Raw genomic sequence first — 19,798 nt, 5'->3', positions numbered from 1 at the left:
CCATGGGCAGGTTGAAGCGGAGGTAAGACTTCGTGGAGGACCGAACCCACCAGGGTTGAAAACCTGGGGGATGACCTGTGGTTAGGGGTGAAAGGCCAATCAAACTCCGTGATAGCTGGTTCTCCCCGAAATGCATTTAGGTGCAGCGTCGCGTGTTTCTTGCCGGAGGTAGAGCACTGGATAGGCGATGGGCCCTACCGGGTTACTGACCTTAGCCAAACTCCGAATGCCGGCAAGTGAGAGCGCGGCAGTGAGACCGTGGGGGATAAGCTCCATGGTCGAGAGGGAAACAGCCCAGAGCATCGACTAAGGCCCCCAAGCGTACGCTAAGTGGGAAAGGATGTGGAGTCGCCCAGACAACCAGGAGGTTGGCTTAGAAGCAGCCACCCTTGAAAGAGTGCGTAATAGCTCACTGGTCTAGTGATTCCGCGCCGACAATGTAGCGGGGCTCAAGCGTACCGCCGAAGTCGTGTCATTGCAGCACATGGGGCCAACGCCCGCTGTGATGGGTAGGGGAGCGTCGTCTGCCGGGCGAAGCAGCCGCGGAAGCGAGTTGTGGACGGTTGACGAGTGAGAATGCAGGCATGAGTAGCGAGACACACGTGAGAAACGTGTGCGCCGATTGACTAAGGGTTCCTGGGTCAAGCTGATCTGCCCAGGGTAAGTCGGGACCTAAGGCGAGGCCGACAGGCGTAGTCGATGGACAACCGGTTGATATTCCGGTACCCGCCATGAGGCGCCCAGCGCCGAACCGGGCGATGCTGAGCCCGCGACGCCGCCCCTAAGCCTTCGGGCGAGGGGGAGTGGCGGAGCCGGCGGACCAGACCCGCAGTAGGTGAGTGATGGGGTGACACAGGAAGGCAGTCCAGCCCGGGCGGTGGTTGTCCCGGGGTAAGGGTGTAGGACGGCGTGCAGGCAAATCCGCACGCCATGCGTCCGAGACCCGATGCCGAGCCGATTGCGGCGAAGTGGACGATCCTATGCTGTCGAGAAAAGCCTCTAGCGAGTTTCATGGCGGCCCGTACCCCAAACCGACTCAGGTAGTCAGGTAGAGCATACCGAGGCGTTCGGGTGAACTATGGTTAAGGAACTCGGCAAAATGCCCCCGTAACTTCGGGAGAAGGGGGGCCACGCCCGGTGAGCCGATTTACTCGGTGAGCGGGGGGTGGCCGCAGAGACCAGCGAGAAGCGACTGTTTACTAAAAACACAGGTCCGTGCGAAGCCGTAAGGCGAGGTATACGGACTGACGCCTGCCCGGTGCTGGAACGTTAAGGGGACCGGTTAGTCCCGCTACGGCGGGGCGACGCTGAGAACTTAAGCGCCAGTAAACGGCGGTGGTAACTATAACCATCCTAAGGTAGCGAAATTCCTTGTCGGGTAAGTTCCGACCTGCACGAATGGCGTAACGACTTCTCGACTGTCTCAACCATAGGCCCGGTGAAATTGCACTACGAGTAAAGATGCTCGTTTCGCGCAGCAGGACGGAAAGACCCCGGGACCTTTACTACAGTTTGATATTGGTGTTCGGTTCGGCTTGTGTAGGATAGCTGGGAGACCGGGAAGCCGCCACGCCAGTGGTGGTGGAGTCGTCGTTGAAATACCAGTCTGGTCGTGCTGGATGTCTAACCCGGGTCCGTGATCCGGATCGGGGACAGTGTCTGATGGGTAGTTTAACTGGGGCGGTTGCCTCCTAAAGGGTAACGGAGGCGCCCAAAGGTTCCCTCAGCCTGGTTGGCAATCAGGTGTTGAGTGTAAGTGCACAAGGGAGCTTGACTGTGAGACCGACGGGTCGAGCAGGGACGAAAGTCGGGACTAGTGATCCGGCGGTGGCTTGTGGAAGCGCCGTCGCTCAACGGATAAAAGGTACCCCGGGGATAACAGGCTGATCTTCCCCAAGAGTCCATATCGACGGGATGGTTTGGCACCTCGATGTCGGCTCGTCGCATCCTGGGGCTGGAGTCGGTCCCAAGGGTTGGGCTGTTCGCCCATTAAAGCGGTACGCGAGCTGGGTTTAGAACGTCGTGAGACAGTTCGGTCCCTATCCGCTGCGCGCGCAGGAGTCTTGAGAAGGGCTGTCCCTAGTACGAGAGGACCGGGACGGACGAACCTCTGGTGTGCCAGTTGTCCTGCCAAGGGCATGGCTGGTTGGCTACGTTCGGGAGGGATAACCGCTGAAAGCATCTAAGCGGGAAGCCTGCTTCGAGATGAGGGCTCCCACCCACGTGATGGGGTAAGGCTCCCAGGAGATGACTGGGTTGATAGGCCGGATATGGAAGCACGGTAACGTGTGGAGTTGACCGGTACTAATAGGCCGAGGGCTTGTCCCCAGGTTGCTCGCGTCCACTGTGTTAGTTCTGAGGCAGCGAACGGTTGCCGGCTTTGAGCGGGACAGAACAGAAGAGTGTGCTTGTTCGCTCGAAACCATCAGGGTTTCGGTGGTCATAGCGTAGGGGAAACGCCCGGTTACATTCCGAACCCGGAAGCTAAGCCCTACCGCGCCGATGGTACTGCAGGGGGGACCCTGTGGGAGAGTAGGACGCCGCCGAACAATTGTTGTGGAAAGCCCCGTGCCCTTCGGCACGGGGCTTTCCGCGTTTAGGGTCAAGGTCATGCACTATGACCTGGTCATTTTTGACAACGACGGCGTCCTCGTCGACAGCGAACCCATTTCCAACCGGCTGCTGGCCGGCTACCTCACCGAGCTCGGGCATCCGACGTCGTACAAGGACTCCCTCCATGACTACATGGGGTCCGCCATGCATCGGGTGCACGACCTGGTGGAGGAAAGGACCGGGCAGCGGTTGCCGGTGGACTTCGACGACGTGTTCCACGCCCGCGTCTTCGCCGCGTTCGAGCGGGAGTTGAAGCCGATCGCCGGCGCCGTGGAGGTGCTGGAGCGGCTGGCCGCCGACGGCGTGCCGTACTGCGTCGCCTCGTCCGGGAGCCATGAGCGGATCCGGGTGGGACACCGCACGACCGGGCTGGACCGGTGGTTCGACGACGAGCGGATCTTCAGCTCGCAGGACGTGGGACGGGGCAAGCCGGCACCGGATCTCTTTCTGCACGCCGCCGAGCGGATGGGTGTCGCACCGGAACGGTGTGTCGTGGTCGAGGACAGCCCTCTTGGCGTACAGGCTGCGGTCGCGGCCGGGATGGACGTGTACGGGTTCGCCTCGATGGCGTCGGCCGAGAAGCTCGCCGGGGCCACTCGACTCTTCGTGGACATGGGGGAGTTGACGGAACTGCTCCGCTGAAACTGAGCGGAATTCATCTTTGGCTGGATCTACCCACCAGTACACCGGGGCCCTACGCTCGCCGCCACGACTGATGTACTGCGGCGCGGCAGGGTCTCATTGGCGTTCGGCTTCCTCGTGCAGGGCGTCGCCTTCGCTCTGCACGTGACGCGGATTTCGGCCATTCAGGATCGGTGCGGGGTCTCCGACGCGTTGCTGCCCGTCTTCCTCGCCGCGGTGCCCATCCTGGCCGGTGTCGGGAGTGTGACGACGGAGTGGTTGGTGCGGTGGGTGCCGGCGAGCCGCGTGCTGCGGTGGTCGCAGCCTGTCGTGCTACCGGCGCTGCTCGGGGTCGGGGCCGGGGGCACCTGGCCGGGCTGGCTGTGTCGCTGGCCGCGTTCGGGCTGGCGGTGGGGGCGCTGGACGCCTCGATGAACATGCTCGGGGTGAGTCTGCAGCGGGCGTACGGGGGCAGCATCATGCTGAGTTTTCATGCCGCCTACAGCCTGGGCGGGATCGCCGGTGCGTCGCTCGCGTGGGTGGGGGCGTACTGGCAGTTGGCGCTGTGGGTGTCGTATCTGCCGGTCGTGCTGGTGCTGATGCCGGCGGCGTTGGTCGGGAGCCGGTGGTACGTCGACGGCGAGGCCGGCGAGGTCGACGAGCCCGTGCCGGAGGGGCAGGGGCGGCCGGGGCGAGGACGGGGCTGTCGCCTTCAAGCTGCTGTTGCCGCTGTGTGTGGTGATGACGGTGGCGTACATCGGGGACTCGACGGTTTCGAACTGGAGCGCGAAGTACCTCCAGGACGTGCTGGGGAGCTCGGAGCAGATGGCGACCGTCCCGTGCAACGTCTACATGGTCACCACGCTGCTGGGGCGGACGCTCGGGGACGTCGGGGTGCGGCGGTTCGGGGCCGTGGTGGTGGTGCGGGCCGGGGCGCTGTTGGCGGCGGCGGGGTTCGCCGTGGTGGCCGGGGCGTCCGGGGCGTGGGTGGGGATGCCGGGGTTCACGCTGCTGGGGCTGGGGCTCTGTGTGCTGGTGCCGCAGACCTTCGCGGCGGCGGGCCGGCGCGCTTCCGCGCAGGGCGGCCCGGGGGCTTCGGATGCGGCCGTGGCACGCCTCAATGTCTTCGATTATGTGGGGTTCCTGATCGGTTCCCCGTTGGTCGGGGCGCTCGGGGATGCCTGGAGTCATCGGGGGGCGATGCTGGCGCCGATGGGGTTGGTGCTGGTGACTCTGGGGTACGCCAGGTCGTTCGCGCTTGAACCTGACCGGTACGGTGGCGGGCATGAGCGGCCGCACACAGCTGATGTGGGACGAGGCAGTAACGGGCTATGACTTCGGCCGGGACCATCCGATGGACCCGGTGCGGCTCGCGCTGACCCGGAGTCTGGTGGGCGCGTTCGGGTTGGACCGCGAGGTGGCGGTGGTCGCCGCGAAGACGGCCGGGGATTCGACGCTGAGGCTGGTGCACCGCGACGACTACATCCGCGCGGTGCGGGCGGCCTCGGCGGATCCGGAGACGGCGGACCCGTCGTACGGGCTGGGGACGATGGACGATCCCGCCTTCACCGGGATGCACGAGGTGTCGGCGCTGATCGCGGGGCAGTCGGTGGGCGCGGCGGAGGCGGTGTGGCGCGGGGACGCGCTGCACGCGGTGAACTTCGCGGGCGGACTGCACCACGCGATGCCGGGGTCGGCCTCGGGTTTCTGCGTGTACAACGACGCCGCGCTGGCCATCGCCCGGCTGCTGGAGCTGGGGGCCGAGCGCGTCGCGTACGTGGACGTCGACGTGCATCACGGGGACGGTGTACAGGCGGCGTTCTGGGAGGACCCGCGGGTGCTGACGGTGTCGTTGCACGAGCATCCCCGGACGCTGTTCCCGCAGACCGGGTGGCCGGAGGAGACGGGGGCGGACAGCGCGGAGGGCAGCGCGGTCAATGTGGCCCTGCCGGCCGGGACCGGGGACGCGGGATGGCTGCGGGCGTTCCACGCCGTGGTACCGGAGCTGCTCGAGGACTTCCGGCCGCAGGTGCTGGTGACCCAGCACGGCGCCGACACGCACTTCGAGGACCCGCTGGCGCATCTGGCGGTGTCGCTGGACGCGCAGCGCACGGTCCAGGTGGCGTGCCACGAGCTGGCGCACGAGCACGCCGACGGGCGATGGGTGGCCCTGGGCGGTGGCGGTTACGCGGTGGTGGAGGTCGTGCCGCGGTCCTGGACCCATCTGGTGGCGATCGCGGCCGAGCGGCCGGTGGATCCGGTGACGGTGATTCCCGAGAGCTGGCGGCAGGAGGTGTACGCCCGGACCCGGCAACTGGGGCCGATGCGGATGACCGACGGCCGGTGGCCCGTGTCCTGGGCCCCCTGGGAGGCCGGCTGACGACCCGGCGGACCGGCTGGACCAGGCGGTACTGGCGGCCCGCCGAGCGGCGTTCCCGCTGCGGGGGCTGCTGGCATGAACGGGCCGGTGCCGGGCTCCGGTGCCGGGCTCTGAAGCGGGTCCCGCCAGTTGTGCTTACGCCGACTGTGCGGTGTTTCCCGTTTTTCGAGGTGCCCGGGCTCAGGTTCGCGCACCATCGCTCCCGTGCCGACCACCGCTGACCCCGCCCACCTTGCCGATCCCACCGACCCCGCTGACTTCGCCGACCGCGGCGGCCTTCGTGCGCATCTGCTGGCCGCCCGGCTGGCCGGGGTCGTGGCCACCACGCGGGAGGAGAGCCTGCGGAGTTACCGGCTCTTCGCCGCCCGGGATCCGCGCCTGCTGATCGGCCTGGACCCGGAACGGGCTTGGAGTCAGCGGGAGTTGATCGAGTTGATGGCGGACAGGTGTGGTGTTTCGGCCGATCCTCACCATGTTTCCGGGCATGATGTGATCGACCCGGAGCGGACCCTGGCGGCCCTGGACGCCTATGCGGAGCGCCTCGCGGTCGCCGCCCGGAGCGGTGCGCCCGTGCTGCTGGGTACCGGCCACCCGCACCGGCTGCTCGGTTTCTACGCCGGGCTGGCAGACGCTCTGTCGGCGGCGGGATGTGACGTTCTCACTCCGGCGCAGGGTCGCTGTGTCGACATAACGACCCGGTTCGGTCTACGCACGTACAACCTCGACTACGTGCGAGGAGTCGCGTTCGTCCGGGGCGCGGACCCCGAACGCCCCGGTGGTGGGCCCGGCGCACACACGCACTCCCCGCTCCCGGTTCGGACCGCCCTCGCCGTGGCCGCCGAGAGCGGCGGGCCGCTCCCCGGGCTGGTGATCGGAGACCACGGCTGGACCTGCGGGGCAGGTCAGCTGGGGTTCGAGGCCGTCGCGCTGGCCGATGTGAACGACCCCGCCCCGTTCGTGGGGGAGGCCGAGGGGTGTGTGTCGGTGGTGGTCCCCCTTGATGACGGTGCGCGGTCCGATCACTATGTGCCGCTGATCCGCTACGTACTCAATCGAGCGTGTCTGTCACAGTAGGCCGCCGATGGGTGCACCTCTTCCCCACTCGCATCACCCGCCCCTACATTGGGGAGTGAGCACGCAGCGACGAAGAGTCACCGGAAGGGGAAGCCGGTGGCCGTCGAGTGCGGAAGGTTCAGGTGTGTCATGGCTGCAGCTGGCGAAAGGCCTCTGAACGAGGTTCAGTTCCTTACCGTGGCGGAGGTCGCCTCGGTGATGCGAGTGTCGAAGATGACCGTGTACCGGCTGGTGCACAGTGGTCATCTGCCCGCGATCCGGGTGGGGCGGTCCTTCCGCGTCCCGGAGCAAGCGGTTCACGAATACCTCCGCGAGAGCTATGTGGGGGTGGACACCGCCTGACGGCGAACCGGGGAGGGCCCGCACAGGGCACTCACGGGCCTCCCTGGCTCCTCGATTACGACCTCAGCGCTCGGGCGGGTAGGCTGGCCCCTCGTAGGTCGTGTGGGCCCATGGCGCCCAAACACCGAGTGATGAGAAGTGAGCGAGGGTAGTCGTGGGCTCTGTTATCAAGAAGCGGCGCAAGCGGATGGCGAAGAAGAAGCACCGCAAGCTGCTCAAGCGCACGCGCGTTCAGCGTCGCAACAAGAAGTAAGCGACGTCGCGGAAGCGTGTCCAGTGGCCCCCCACCGGTGAGGTGGGGGGCCACTGTCTTTACATCTGGCCGGGTCTGTTCTTCTCCCCGGTTGTCATCACGCCATGTATCGAGTGGACAGCACAGAGCGACCGTGACCCGTTAGGTTGGCGGGCAGGACGTAGGCGAGAGGAAGGCGCTGGTTTTGGGAAAGGTCGTGCTTGTGACGGGAGTGGCCCGCCCTCTGGGGGGCCGTTTCGTCCGGCGGATCCAGCGTGACCCGGAGGTGGAACGGGTCGTCGCCGTGGACGCGGTCCGGCCCGCGCACCCTCTGGGCGGCGCCGACTTCGTCCAAGCCGACATCCGGCAGCCCACCGTCGCGCGCGTGCTCGCGGAGGCCGGTGCCGACACCGTCGTGCACCTGGACGTCACGGGCACGCCGCTCGGCAGCGGCAGCAGCCGGACGGCGCTCAAGGAGACCAACGTCATCGGCACCATGCAACTGCTCGGTGCCTGTCAGAAGTCTCCGCGCGTCAAACGTCTGGTGGTGAAGTCCAGTACGAACGTCTACGGCTCCGCGCCCCGCGACCCGGCGGTCTTCACCGAGACGACTCCGCCCAAGTCCCTGCCCAGCGGCGGGTTCGCGAAGGACGCGGTCGAGGTCGAGGGCTATGTGCGTGGCTTCGCGCGCCGCCGCCCGGATGTCGCCGTGTGCGTGCTCAGGTTCGCCAACATCCTGGGCCCCGCCGCGGACAGCCCGCTCGCCTCGTACTTCTCGCTGCCGGTCCTGCCGACCGTGTTCGGCTACGACCCGCGGCTGCAGTTCGTGCACGAGGACGACGTGATCGAAGTACTGCGCCTGGCCGCGCGCGAACCCCGGCGCGGCACGCTCAACAGCGGCACCTTCAACGTCGCCGGCGATGGGGTCCTGCTGCTGTCCCAGTGCTCGCGGCGGCTCGGCCGGCCCACCGTGCCGCTGCTGCTCCCGGCGGTCACCTGGGCGGGCTCGCTGGTGCGTACGCTGGGGGTGTCGGACTTTTCGCCGGAGCAGATCCGACTGCTCACACATGGCCGGGTGGTGGCGACGGACCAGATGCGCGAGACGCTGGGCTTCACACCGAAGTACACGACTGCAGAAACGTTCGCGGACTTCGTGCGCAGCCGTGGCCCCGGACTGCTTCCGCCGGAGGTCCTCGAGAGGACCGTCGACCGGATCGCCGCACTGCCCCTGCCGGGCGGCGGTCACCCCCCGAAGCAGAGCGCCAACTGAGGAGCGCAGCAACGATGGCGGACGCCAAGGTCATTCCGTTCGACGACGACCGTTCCCGCGGGGGCGCCGGGGGCGCGGCGCAGCGCCCGTCGCGCCGCGGCGCGGGCAGTCGGCGCAAGGGCGCCGGGAGCGCCTCGATGGGCGAGGTCCAGCCCCTGCCGGGCCGGGCGTCCGCGAAGGACGATGCTCCGGTGCCCCGCGAACACCGTGAACCCCACGAGGACCGGCCCCGGGAACCGGTCGCCGACGGCGGCGTACGCCCGGACGCGGGCGACGGCGGTGGCCTGGACCGGCGTGTCGCCAGTGGCCTGGCCTTCCTGCGCCGCCGGCTGACGGGGGACTACGCGGTCGACGACTTCGGCTACGACGAGGAACTCACCGACCAGGTCCTGATGTCGCTGCTGCGCCCGGTGTACGAGAAGTACTTCCGGGTCGAGGTGAAGGGCATCGAGAACATCCCCTCGGAGGGCGGCGCCCTGATCGTCGCCAACCACTCCGGGACGTTGCCGCTGGACGGTCTGATGATGCAGGTCGCCGTCCACGACAACCACCCGGCCGACCGGCACCTGCGGCTGCTCGCGGCGGACCTGGTGTTCATGCTGCCGGTGGTCAACGAGCTCGCCCGCAAGCTCGGTCACACCCTGGCCTGTGCCGAGGACGCGGCACGGCTACTGGAGCAGGGGGAGCTGGTCGGGGTGATGCCGGAGGGCTTCAAGGGCCTCGGCAAACCCTTCGCCGACCGTTACAAGCTCCAGCGCTTCGGGCGCGGCGGTTTCGTGTCCACGGCGCTGCGCGCGCGGGCGCCGATCATCCCGTGCTCGATCGTCGGGGCCGAGGAGATCTACCCGATGATCGGCAACGGTCGGACCATCGCCCGGCTGCTCGGCTTTCCGTACTTCCCGCTGACGCCGACCTTCCCGTGGCTCGGCCCGCTCGGCGCGATCCCGCTGCCGACGAAGTGGACGATCCAGTTCGGCGAGCCGATCCACACGGAGAGCTATCCGCCGGAGGCGGCCGAGGACCCGATGCTGATGTTCAACCTGACCGACCAGGTCCGGGAGCAGATCCAGCACACCCTCTACAAGCTGCTGGTACAGCGAAGGTCGGTGTTCTTCTAGAAGGCGGACGTACGTGGTGGGGGTGCCCCTTGCGACAAGGGGCACCCCCACCACGTACGTCCTGCCGCGCCAGGCGCCGCCTGCTGCCCTACGCTCCGCCAGTGCCGTGGCAGGCGACGTCTGCCCCGTCGCGACGCCCGGCACGCTCCCCCGAGCTCTTCGAGCAGGGGGAGCACCGGCCGAAAGCCCGAGTACGTCCAGTACGAGGGCTTCCGGCCGGCACCCCCCAAGCTCTCCGAGCCGGGGGGACCCCCATGACGCCGCTCCTTGACGGGCAGACGTTGCCTGCCACGGCACTGGTCCGCCCTAGTCGGCGCGCTCGCTGTCGATGCCCAACCCCGGGAGCAGGCCGGGCAGGAGGGGCGGGAGGGTGACGTCGGGCTGGGGGGTGGGGCGATGCCGCCGGTGGACGGCGGTGAGGTGCTGACGCCGGTCTCCTCCGGCGGATCGAGCAGTCCGCCGCTGTTGCCGCCGAGCAGGCTGTCGCTCTCGTCGCCGGAGTCGGCGGCCCCACTGGGGTCGCTGCTGCTGGTGCTGTCCTGGTCGGGGCCGTCGGTGCTGGTGCCGGGCGCCTGGGAACGGCTGGTGCCGGACGGGGCGCCGGGTGTGGCCCCGGAGTCGCCCTGCCGCTCGCCGCGGTCGCCGCCGTCCCGGGCCGGTGGCTGGGGGAGCAGGGACTGCAGCGGGGTGACGTCCTCGTCTATGGCGTCGAACACCGACGACACCTGCTCGCTGACGTCTCCGAGCTGCGCGGGCAGCCTGTCGCGCAGGGAGCCCCAGACCTCCCGGTGCGAGTGGGAGAAGGAGGAGAGGGCCTGCATGGGGCCCAGGGAGTCCGGGTCGAGGCGGTACGCCTCGCGCAGCAGCCGATGGCCCTCGGACGCGTCGTGCCGCATGCCGGACAGGGCGCGGCGGACCTCGCCGAGCGATTCGTGGTCGAGGGGGCCGCTGCGACTGCGCTCCATCAGCCGGCGGGCCTCGCTGAGCCGGGTGGAGGCGTGGTCGAGGAGGACGCGGCCCCGCTCGTCGTTGCCGTCGGCCAGGCCGAGTTTGACATCCTCTATGCCGCGCTTGAGGCCGTAGAGCGAGTCACCGGGCAGGGCGTCGGAGCTGGCGGCGGAGACTCCGCCGAGGGCGCCGGCGGCCACGGTGACGCCGAGTCCGCCCGCGGTGAGTCCCTTGGTCAGCCGTGAGCGCGGTCTCAGCTTCCCCATGGGGGTCGCCCGGTGACTGCCCCGGGCGCGACGTGAACGCTGTTCGGGCACGGATGAATCCGCTGCCTCGCCCGCGGCGGTGCCTTCCTGGAGCATGGCTTCGAACGCGGCCACCAGTTGGGCCCGCTGGACGACCTTGACCTCGGGATCCAGCTCCGGCCTGGGCAGCGCGCCGAGACCGGCGGCGAGCGTGAGCAGCCGCTCCTGTTCCGTCTTCGCGGCAGCCGGGGCTGGTGCCGATCCTTCGGGCTGCTCGGCCGCCGTGCCCCGGTCGGACTGCTCCTCCAGGGCCTGGGCGAAGGCGTTCGCCCGCCGGTGCGCCGATACGTTCGCGATCACTGGCGGCACCTCCTCTCGTCATGAAGATCGACTCCCCAGGGGGTCCTGAGGGTTCCACCCCCTGACCATGTCCACACGATCGGGTGATCGGAGTCGGTTGGGAGTGACCACAGGGAGCCTGCATCCCGCACAACGAGCGGCGCGGTACTTGGGTTACGCACGCCGGAGGAACGGCTGGGGGGAGTCAACGGGGTATCACTGAAGGTGAGTTGGCTGTCACGGATGGTGCATCGTCGGTGTCGGGTCCGTTCCGCTCAGCGCGCGTCCTCCGGGAGGAGCCGGGCGAGGGTGCGGACGGCCCGGTACTGGAGGGTCTTGATCGCTCCCTCGTTCTTGCCCATCACGCGGGCGGTCTCCGCGACGGAGAGGCCTTGGAGGAATCGGAGCGTGACGCATTCGCGCTGTTGGGGGTTGAGTCGTCGTACGGCATCGAGGAGGGCGGCGTTGGAGAGGTATTCGAGGACGGAGTCCTCCGGGGACCGCTCGACCTCGTTGGCGTCGAGCATCTCCCCGGTGGTGACCTCGAGGCGGAAGCGGCTGGACTTGAAGTGGTCGGCGACCAGGTTGCGGGCGATGGTGACGAGCCAGGCGCCGAAGTCGCGTCCCTGCCAGGTGAAGGTGCCGATGCGGCGGAGTGCCCGCAGAAAGGTCTCGCTGGTGAGGTCCTCGGCGGTCGCCTTGCCGCCCACCCGGTAGTAGATGTAGCGGTACACGGTGTCGCTGTACTGGTCGTAGAGCCGTCCGAAGGCGTCGGCCTCGCCGGCCTGGGCGCGCTCCACGAGGTCCATCATCCGGGCGCTGTCACTGTCCGCGGCGGGACGGCGCGCGGCGGCCGCGCCGGACGAGCGTCCGCGCCTGGTCACCGCGGTGCTGTCGTCGGTGAGGGCGTAGCTGGGGCCGACGGGTGGGTCGGCGAGGGCGTAGCAGGGGCCGCCGGTGGCGGTGGCGAATGCGGGGACGGCGTGCGCGGTGGGGACGAAGCCGCGCAACAACTCCCGGGCCGTGACGACTGCGGTGCGCAGTGCGGTCAGGCCCGAGTCGTCAACCCCGACGTGTGGGTACACGGGACTCCCAGAGGCAGAGCTTCCATCACGTGCAGTACGGGTCATTCACCCGTCATAGCGACGAGGGGTGCCCGATTGCGTCTGAGGAGAATAACGCTTCGTGCAGACACTGCTACACCGAGTTGCTCAAATCATCGATTACATCGCTTCCGTGACCTGTTGACGCACATTCAAGTACCTGATGATGACCGGATGTTGACCGAAAAGTTTCGCTTTCCGGTTCGGTGCGGGGCATGTTGTGGCCGTGTGCAGCCAAGAGGACTGGACAGCGGGGGTGCGGGGCGCAGCGGTTGGATTGGCAGGGTTGCGGGCGGGGTGCCACTTTTGTTCCCCGCTGATCAGGGCTGCGGCCGTACGGGTGTCCGTCGCCGTCGGGTTGACCGGTCACCCGGCGTGCGTGGGGATGTCATCCGACGGGCGGGCGGAGGGGCACCCGGAGTGAGCGGGCGCCGCCGGGCTCAGCGCCGGCGGCGGTGCATCGCGATGGCCGCCGCCGTGCCGCCGGCCACCGCGCCCACGCCCGCCGCCGCCGGGATGCCGACCTTCGCCGCCTTGCGGCCCGTCCGGTAGTCGCGCAGGCGCCAGTCCATCGCGCGGGCGTGCTTGCGCAGCTTGGAGTCCGGGTTGATCGCGTACGGGTGCCCGACCAGCGAGAGCATCGGGATGTCGTTGTGCGAGTCGCTGTACGCGGCGCAGCGGCCCAGGTCCAGGTTCTCCGCCGCCGCCAGCGCGCGTACGGCCTCCGCCTTCGCCGGACCGTGCAGCGGTTCGCCCACGAGTTTGCCGGTGTACACGCCGCCGAGGGACTCGGCCACCGTCCCCAGCGCCCCGGTCAGGCCCAGGCGCCGCGCGATCACCTGGGCGATCTCCACCGGCGCCGCCGTGACCAGCCACACTCGCTGCCCGGCGTCCAGGTGCGCCTGCGCCAGTGCCCGCGTGCCCGGCCAGATCCGCCCGGCCATGTACTCGTCGTAGATCTCCTCGCCGATGGACTTCAGCTCGGAGACCCGGTGGCCCTTGACGATGGAGAGCGCCGAGTCGCGTGCGTCCTGCATGTGCTCGGGGTCCTCGACGCCGGCCAGCCGGAACCACGTCTGCTGCCACGCGAACCGCGCGAGGTCGCGCGTCTCGAAGAACTTCCGCTTGTACAGGCCCCGCCCGAAGTGGAACAGGGCCGCGCCCTGCATCACCGTGTTGTCCAGGTCGAAGAACGCGGCGGCCCGGTCGTCGCCGTGAACCGGGAACTCCGGTTCACGGGCGGAAATTTCCTGAGTGGATTTGCGGGCAGCCTCCGCCGAGGCCTCGCCTGCCAACACGCTCCGCGCCGTGGCGGAGCGCCTACGGGGGGTGAGCCATCCGAGAGCGGCCATGGCGTTGAGCATAGCCAGTCCGGTCGGCGGTTCCGGAGCGGAGAGGTTTGAACACCGTGAACTCTGCGCGTCCGTGTCGTTAAAGTGCCCCGCCCGGCGGATGGGACCGGCCCGGGACCGGTCCGGAACCAGGTCCCCGCACGCTACTCCGCGTCACAGTGGCCGCAGAGGGGTTCCCCTGTACCGCCGCAGGGCGAGAATGGCTGACATGAGTCCGTTCTTTCGCCGTAAAACCCCGCAGGATCGTCTCGTCACCCTCGTCCGCAAGCCCGGCTGTCACCTGTGCGACGACGCGCAGGCCGTGGTGGAGAAGGTGTGCGCTGATCTCGGGGTCGCGTGGGAGGGGAAGGACATCACCGAGGACCCGGAACTGCATGAGCGGTACTGGGAGCAGATTCCCGTTGTCCTCGTCGACGGCCGTCAGCACACGTTCTGGCGTGTCGACGAGGACCGCCTCCGCAAAGCCCTGACCGGCTGAGCGCCTGACCGACTGGGCGGGTGGTCGGGACCACTGATCCACGACTGACCGACCAGTCCAAAGTGGCGGGAAAGTCGCTTAGGATCGATGGTGGCTTGGTCTCGGGGGCGGGATACACAGAGGAGAGTGTGCGGTTTTGCCCCCAGAACAAAGGGAGCGATGGTGCTCGTGCGCCGGTTCCACACGGCTGCGCCGGGGGCGCGTGACCCCGGTCACGTTGGGTGGGCAAATCGGACACCATCTTTGTGCACGCGTTCACAAAGACATAGCCTGCATTCGACGGGGCGGTCCGGGGACGTATGACCGCCTGAAGCCCCGCTCTACCCGCAGGAGCACCGTGGCAACTGGCCGAACTCACCGACCGGCGACCCGTAGCCGAGGGATTCCCGAGGCCACCGTCGCCAGGCTTCCGCTGTATCTCCGCGCCCTCACCGCGCTCTCCGAGCGCTCGGTGCCCACAGTCTCCTCGGAGGAGCTGGCGGCGGCCGCGGGCGTCAATTCCGCGAAGCTTCGTAAGGACTTCTCCTACCTGGGTTCCTACGGCACCCGGGGTGTGGGCTACGACGTCGAGTATCTCGTGTACCAGATCTCCCGTGAACTCGGCCTCACCCAGGACTGGCCGGTTGTGATCGTCGGTATCGGTAACCTCGGTGCCGCGCTCGCCAACTACGGCGGGTTCGCCTCCCGCGGGTTCCGGGTCGCCGCGCTCATAGACGCCGATCCCGCGATGGCCGGAAAGCCCGTCGCCGGCATCCCGGTGCAGCACACCGACGAACTCGAGAAGATCATCCAGGACGAGGGCGTGTCGATCGGCGTGATCGCGACGCCCGCCGGTGCCGCCCAGCAGGTGTGCGAGCGACTCGTGGCCGCGGGCGTCACCTCCATCCTGAACTTCGCGCCGACCGTGCTGTCCGTCCCGGACGGTGTCGACGTGCGCAAGGTGGACCTCTCCATCGAGCTGCAGATCCTCGCCTTCCACGAGCAGCGCAAGGCCGGCGAGGTGGCCGCCGGGACCGTCGTTCCGCCCGTCGGTTCCCGCCCGGAGCCCGTCGCCGCGCGCCGGGTCTCCGTCGACGGCCATGAGTCCGCCGCAGACCAGGGGCCCGATGGGGACGTACCCGCCGTGATGCCGACATGAGCCTCCTCGTCGTCGGACTGAGCCACCGCAGCGCGCCGGTCAGCGTGCTGGACCGGGCCTCGTTGAGCGCGGACGCGCAGATCAAGCTGCTGCAGGACACGGTCGCCGCCGAACCGGCCACCGAGGCCGCGGTGCTCGCCACCTGCAACCGCATCGAGCTGTACGCCGACGTGGACAAGTTCCACGCCGGTGTCGCCGAGCTCTCCACGCTGCTGGCCCAGCACAGCGGGGTCGGCCTGGAGGAGCTCACGCCCTATCTCTATGTGCACTACGAGGACCGCGCCGTCCACCACATGTTCTCGGTGGCCTGCGGACTGGACTCGATGGTGGTGGGCGAGGGACAGGTCCTCGGCCAGATCAAGGACGCCCTGGCGCGTGCGCAGGAACTGCACACCGCCGGACGGCTGATGAACGACGTGTTCCAGCAGTCGCTCCGGGTCGGCAAGCGCGCCCACACGGAGACCGACATCGACCGCGCCGGGCAGTCCCTGGTCACCTTCGGACTGGAGCAGCTGGCCGCCGGCTCGCTCGTCGACGGCTGGGCACGGGGCAAGAAGGCTCTGGTCATCGGTGCCGGATCGATGTCCTCGCTGGCCGCGGCCACGCTCGCGCGGGCCGGTGTCGCCGAGATCGTGATCGCCAACCGCACCGCCGACCGCGCCGAGCGCCTCGTGCAGATCCTCACCGAGGCCGAGGACACGGACGTGCTGGCCCGCGCGATACCGATGGGATCGGTGGCGGACGAACTGACACGTGCAGACGTCGTCGTCTCCTGCACCGGCGCGACCGGACTCGTCCTCACGGCCGACGCGATCGCCGCCGGTGTCGAGGACCGCGCCGGGCAGCAGCCGGACACGATACGCACCGGGGCCGCCGGAGCCACGGAGGCGTCGGCGCACGACGCGCCCAGGGCGTCGGCCGAGCGGCCGACGCCGCTGCCCCCGCTTCCGCGGTCACCCCGGTGGCCGGCCCCGCCGGCACCGGTACCAGTAACGACGAGGACTGCCCGCTGGACCTGGCCTCCGTACCACCGGGCTTCTCCGTGATGGGCGAGGCGGCCGTCGCCGGTATGGACGCGGCGACGCTGGAACAGCACGCGGCATGGGCCGCGGGCGGCGCCGTCGACCGCCGCCAGGGCGGCCGACGCGGTGCCGGGACCGAGGCGGACACCGAGCTGATCGGCGCGCTGGCCGCGGCCGCGGCCAGCGCCTGCCGGATCCCCGAGCGGCGCCGTCCGGAGCCGGTGGCCGAGCCGCCGCGCCCGGAGCCCGTGCTCTTCCTGCTGGACCTCGCGATGCCGCGCGACATCGACGCGGCCGCGCACCGCATCCCCGGGGTGCGGCTGGTCGACATCGAGGCGCTCGCGGAGGCGTCGGCGGACGCTCCGATGGCCGCCGATGTGGACCAGGTCCGGCGTATCGTTTCCGAAGAGGTCGCGGCGTTCGGGGCGGCACAGCGGGCCGCGCACATCACGCCGACCGTGGTCGCCCTGCGCGCCATGGCCGCGGACGTGGTGGCCGGTGAGATCGCCCGCCTGGAAGGGCGGCTGCCCGGCCTGGACGACAGGCATCGCGCGGAGATCACCCAGACCGTGCGGCGGGTGGTCGACAAGCTGCTGCACTCGCCGACCGTGCGGGTCAAGCAGCTCGCGGCCGAGCCTGGCGGCGCGGGGTACGCGGACGCGCTGCGCACCCTGTTCAACCTCGACCCGGAGACGGTGGTCTCCGTCTCCCGCGCCGAGGGAAGCACCGAGAAAAGCGCGAAGAACGCGAAGAACGCGAAGAGTGCGGAGAACGCAGAAAACCGAGGGCCGGCATGACTGAGAAGGCACTGAGGCTCGGGACCAGGCGGAGCAAGCTCGCCATGGCCCAGTCCGGGCAGGTGGCGGATGCCGTGAGCCAGGTGACCGGACGGCCTGTCGAGCTCGTCCCGATCACCACGTACGGCGACACGTCACGCGAGCACCTCGCGCAGATCGGCGGCACGGGCGTCTTCGTGGCCGCGCTGCGCGAGGCTCTGGTGCGCGGTGAGGTGGACTTCGCGGTGCACTCGCTGAAGGACCTGCCGACCGCACCGCACGACGAGCTGGTCCTGGCCGCCGTACCGGAGCGCGAGGACCCGCGGGACGTGATGATCGCGCGTGACGCGCTCAAGCTCATCGATCTGCCGCGCGGCGCCCGGATCGGCACCGGTTCGGCGCGTCGCATGGCCCAGCTGAACGCGTACGCGGCCGGCCACGGCATGGAGATCACCACGGTGCCGATCCGCGGGAACGTCGACACCCGGATCGGGTACGTCAAGAGCGGTGAGCTGGACGCCGTCGTGCTGGCCGCCGCCGGACTGAACCGGGTCGGTCGCAGCGACGAGGTGACCGACTTCCTGTCGGTCGACACGATTCTGCCCGCTCCCGGCCAGGGGGCCCTGGCGGTCGAGTGCACCGTGCGTGACACGGAGCTGACCGCCGCGCTCGCCGAACTCGACGACCCGTTCACACGGGCCGCCGTGACGGCGGAGCGGTCACTGCTCGCCGCCCTGGAGGCCGGCTGTACCGCCCCTGTGGGGGCGCTGGCCGACCTTCCCCAGATCTCGGCTTCGCTCGAGCCTGGGGGGACCCCCAAGCGGACGGGCCGATTGTCAAGGAAATGCGCCTGCGCGGCGTCGTCGGCACGACCGACGGCACCACACTGGTGCAGCTGTCCACCACCGGTCCCGTGCCCGAGACGCACGAGGCGGCGATGGCGCTCGGTCGCGAACTCGCCACCGAGATGCTCGCGCAGGGCGCGGCCGGTCTGATGGGGGAGCGAGCACATTGAGCCCCACCACCCTTCCACCCCCTCCGGAACACGGGCACGTCACCTTCCTCGGTGCCGGACCCGGGGATCCGGGACTGCTGACTCTGCGCGCCGTGGAGGCGCTGGCGAACGCGGACGTTCTCGTCGCCGAGCACGATGTGCTCGACGTCGTACGTCGGCACGCCAGGCAGGGCGTTGCCGAAGTGCTGACGGACACGGACTCGGCGGGTTCCTCCGCGCCGTCCGCTCCGGGCACAGGCACGCCTCAACTGAAGGTTGTTGACGGCACGTCAACAACCGTCGGCGCCCCCGCGGTGCGGGATGCCGCACATCTTGTCATGGAGGCCGCGCGGGGCGGCAGGCGGGTCGTGCGCGCGGTGTCCGGTGATCCCGGCCTCGACGCGTACGCCGCCGAGGAGATGCTGGCGTGCGTGACGGCCGGGGTGACCTTCGAGGTCGTCCCCGGTATCGCGGCCGCGATCGGCGTGCCCGCGTACGCCGGTGTGCCGTTGCGGGACGCCGAGGGTGCGGACGTGCGGTTCGTGGACGCGCGCACCGCGTCGGACCGGTGCTGGACCGAGGTCGGGGCGTCGGACGGCACGGTGGTCGTCTCCGCCACGCTCGACTCGGTGGCCGCCGCTGCGGGCGAACTGGTGTCCGCCGGTCGCAAGCCCGACACCCCCCTGACGGTGACCGTCGCCGGTACGACGACCCGGCAGCGGACCTGGACGGCGACGCTCGGCACGATCGCACAGACGCTGAAGCAGGCGAAGGTGCTGCCGTCGCCCGACGGCGGCCGGCCCGTGATAGCCGTGGTCGGTGAGCGCTCCGCCCCCGCCCAGCGCGACCGGCTCGCGTGGTTCGAGTCCAAGCCGATGTTCGGCTGGAAGGTCCTTGTTCCACGTACCAGGGAGCAGGCGGCGTCGCTCTCCGACCAACTGCGGTCCTACGGCGCGGTGCCGCACGAGGTGCCGACCATCGCCGTCGAGCCGCCGCGTACCCCGCAGCAGATGGAGCGCGCGGTCAAGGGCCTGGTGACGGGCCGCTACGAGTGGATCGCCTTCACCTCCGTCAACGCGGTCAAGGCGGTGCGGGAGAAGTTCGAGGAGTACGGCCTCGACGCCCGCGCCTTCGCCGGGATCAAGGTCGCCGCGGTCGGCGACCAGACCGCGGCCGCGCTCGTCGCCTTCGGCGTGAAGCCCGACCTGGTGCCGAGCGGCGAACAGTCGGCGGCCGGGCTGCTGGACGACTGGCCGCCGTACGACCCGGTCTTCGACCCGATCGACAGGGTCTTCCTGCCCCGCGCGGACATCGCCACCGAGACACTGGTGGCCGGCCTCATCGAGCTGGGCTGGGAGGTCGACGACGTCACCGCCTACCGCACGGTGCGCGCGTCGCCCCCGCCGGCGGAGACCCGTGAGGCGATCAAGGGCGGTGGCTTCGACGCGGTGCTCTTCACCTCGTCGTCGACGGTCCGGAACCTGGTCGGCATCGCGGGCAAGCCGCACAACGTGACGATCATCGCCTGCATCGGCCCGGCCACCGCCAAGACGGCCGAGGAGCACGGACTCCGCGTCGACGTCATGGCACCGGAGCCGTCGGTGCACAAGCTGGCGGCGGCCCTGGCGGACTTCGGCGCGCGACGCCGCCTCGCGGCGATCGACGCGGGCGACCCGGTCACCCGGCCGAGCGAGCGGCGGCCGGGGGCACGGAGACGCCGGTCGACGACCTGAGCCGATCCCACGAGGCGGAG

Annotated in this window: 11 protein-coding genes, 2 rRNA genes and 5 pseudogenes (1 of these 18 only partly in view); 15 read left to right on the top strand and 3 right to left on the bottom strand. The window is 69.4% G+C overall.

Annotation, left to right across the window (positions count from 1 at the left end; genetic code table 11):
• From WJ438_RS18110 to WJ438_RS18065, 10 genes and pseudogenes are all read left to right on the top strand, one after another.
• Positions 1-2,328, top strand: a 23S ribosomal RNA gene (locus tag WJ438_RS18110) (it extends 794 nt beyond the left edge of the window).
• A 104-nt stretch (positions 2,329-2,432) separates the two neighbouring features.
• Positions 2,433-2,549 (top strand): 5S ribosomal RNA (gene rrf, locus WJ438_RS18105).
• 61 nt (positions 2,550-2,610) lie between these two features.
• On the top strand, positions 2,611-3,255 hold the full coding sequence (locus tag WJ438_RS18100) for an HAD family hydrolase (protein ID WP_406726177.1): 645 nt from the start codon (positions 2,611-2,613) through the stop codon (positions 3,253-3,255).
• A 78-nt stretch (positions 3,256-3,333) separates the two neighbouring features.
• Positions 3,334-4,569: pseudogene (locus tag WJ438_RS18095) on the top strand (MFS transporter).
• Positions 4,520-5,693: pseudogene (locus WJ438_RS18090) on the top strand (acetoin utilization protein AcuC). Before WJ438_RS18095 ends, WJ438_RS18090 begins: the two co-directional pseudogenes overlap by 50 nt.
• A gap of 209 nt (positions 5,694-5,902) precedes the next feature.
• Entirely contained in the window at positions 5,903-6,688 is a 786-nt protein-coding gene (locus WJ438_RS18085) for a phosphatase (protein WP_406729724.1), read from the top strand.
• A 129-nt stretch (positions 6,689-6,817) separates the two neighbouring features.
• Entirely contained in the window at positions 6,818-7,030 is a 213-nt protein-coding gene (locus tag WJ438_RS18080) for a helix-turn-helix domain-containing protein (protein WP_157842153.1), read from the top strand.
• Between the two features lie 154 nt (positions 7,031-7,184).
• The gene (locus WJ438_RS18075) at positions 7,185-7,283 is read left to right on the top strand and encodes a 30S ribosomal protein bS22 (RefSeq protein WP_003948845.1); all 99 of its coding nucleotides are present in this window, start codon (positions 7,185-7,187) and stop codon (positions 7,281-7,283) included.
• Between the two features lie 184 nt (positions 7,284-7,467).
• Positions 7,468-8,532 carry an NAD-dependent epimerase/dehydratase family protein gene (locus tag WJ438_RS18070; RefSeq protein ID WP_406726176.1) on the top strand — a complete coding sequence of 355 codons (1,065 nt, stop codon included), beginning with the start codon at positions 7,468-7,470 and terminating at the stop codon, positions 8,530-8,532.
• A gap of 14 nt (positions 8,533-8,546) precedes the next feature.
• Entirely contained in the window at positions 8,547-9,650 is a 1,104-nt protein-coding gene (locus WJ438_RS18065) for a lysophospholipid acyltransferase family protein (RefSeq protein WP_406726175.1), read from the top strand.
• A 306-nt stretch (positions 9,651-9,956) separates the two neighbouring features.
• On the opposite strand, the pseudogene WJ438_RS18060 reads toward WJ438_RS18065, so the two are convergent.
• From WJ438_RS18060 to WJ438_RS18050, 3 genes and pseudogenes are all read right to left on the bottom strand, one after another.
• Positions 9,957-11,203 (bottom strand): annotated as a pseudogene (locus WJ438_RS18060) (DUF5667 domain-containing protein).
• A 254-nt stretch (positions 11,204-11,457) separates the two neighbouring features.
• Complete coding sequence (locus tag WJ438_RS18055; protein ID WP_406726174.1) at positions 11,458-12,267, bottom strand: ECF subfamily RNA polymerase sigma factor, BldN family; 810 nt, start codon at positions 12,265-12,267, stop codon at positions 11,458-11,460.
• A 458-nt stretch (positions 12,268-12,725) separates the two neighbouring features.
• Complete coding sequence (locus WJ438_RS18050) at positions 12,726-13,637, bottom strand: HAD family hydrolase (protein WP_406726173.1); 912 nt, start codon at positions 13,635-13,637, stop codon at positions 12,726-12,728.
• A 199-nt stretch (positions 13,638-13,836) separates the two neighbouring features.
• On the opposite strand from WJ438_RS18050, the gene WJ438_RS18045 reads away from it, so the two are divergent.
• The 5 genes and pseudogenes from WJ438_RS18045 (at position 13,837) to WJ438_RS18025 (ending at position 19,778) form a co-directional block, all read left to right on the top strand.
• Positions 13,837-14,115, top strand: coding sequence for a glutaredoxin family protein (locus WJ438_RS18045; protein WP_406726172.1), 279 nt, complete (start codon positions 13,837-13,839; stop codon positions 14,113-14,115).
• Positions 14,116-14,452: 337 nt separating this feature from the next.
• The gene (locus tag WJ438_RS18040) at positions 14,453-15,253 is read left to right on the top strand and encodes a redox-sensing transcriptional repressor Rex (RefSeq protein ID WP_406726171.1); all 801 of its coding nucleotides are present in this window, start codon (positions 14,453-14,455) and stop codon (positions 15,251-15,253) included.
• Positions 15,250-17,072: pseudogene (locus WJ438_RS18035) on the top strand (glutamyl-tRNA reductase). Before WJ438_RS18040 ends, WJ438_RS18035 begins: the two are co-directional and overlap by 4 nt.
• Positions 17,069-18,066 (top strand): annotated as a pseudogene (hemC, locus tag WJ438_RS18030) (hydroxymethylbilane synthase). The pseudogenes WJ438_RS18035 and hemC overlap by 4 nt, the downstream one beginning before the upstream one ends.
• Positions 18,063-19,778, top strand: coding sequence for a uroporphyrinogen-III synthase (locus WJ438_RS18025; protein ID WP_406726170.1), 1,716 nt, complete (start codon positions 18,063-18,065; stop codon positions 19,776-19,778). The pseudogene hemC and the gene WJ438_RS18025 overlap by 4 nt, the downstream one beginning before the upstream one ends.
• Positions 19,779-19,798 lie beyond the last annotated feature (20 nt).

Origin of the sequence: Streptomyces sp. GD-15H, assembly GCF_045291515.1 — a bacterium.
Taxonomy (GTDB): Bacteria; Actinomycetota; Actinomycetes; order Streptomycetales; family Streptomycetaceae; genus Streptomyces.
The sequence above is the reverse complement of the archived record's forward strand: the minus strand, read 5'-3'. Positions and strand labels throughout refer to the sequence as shown.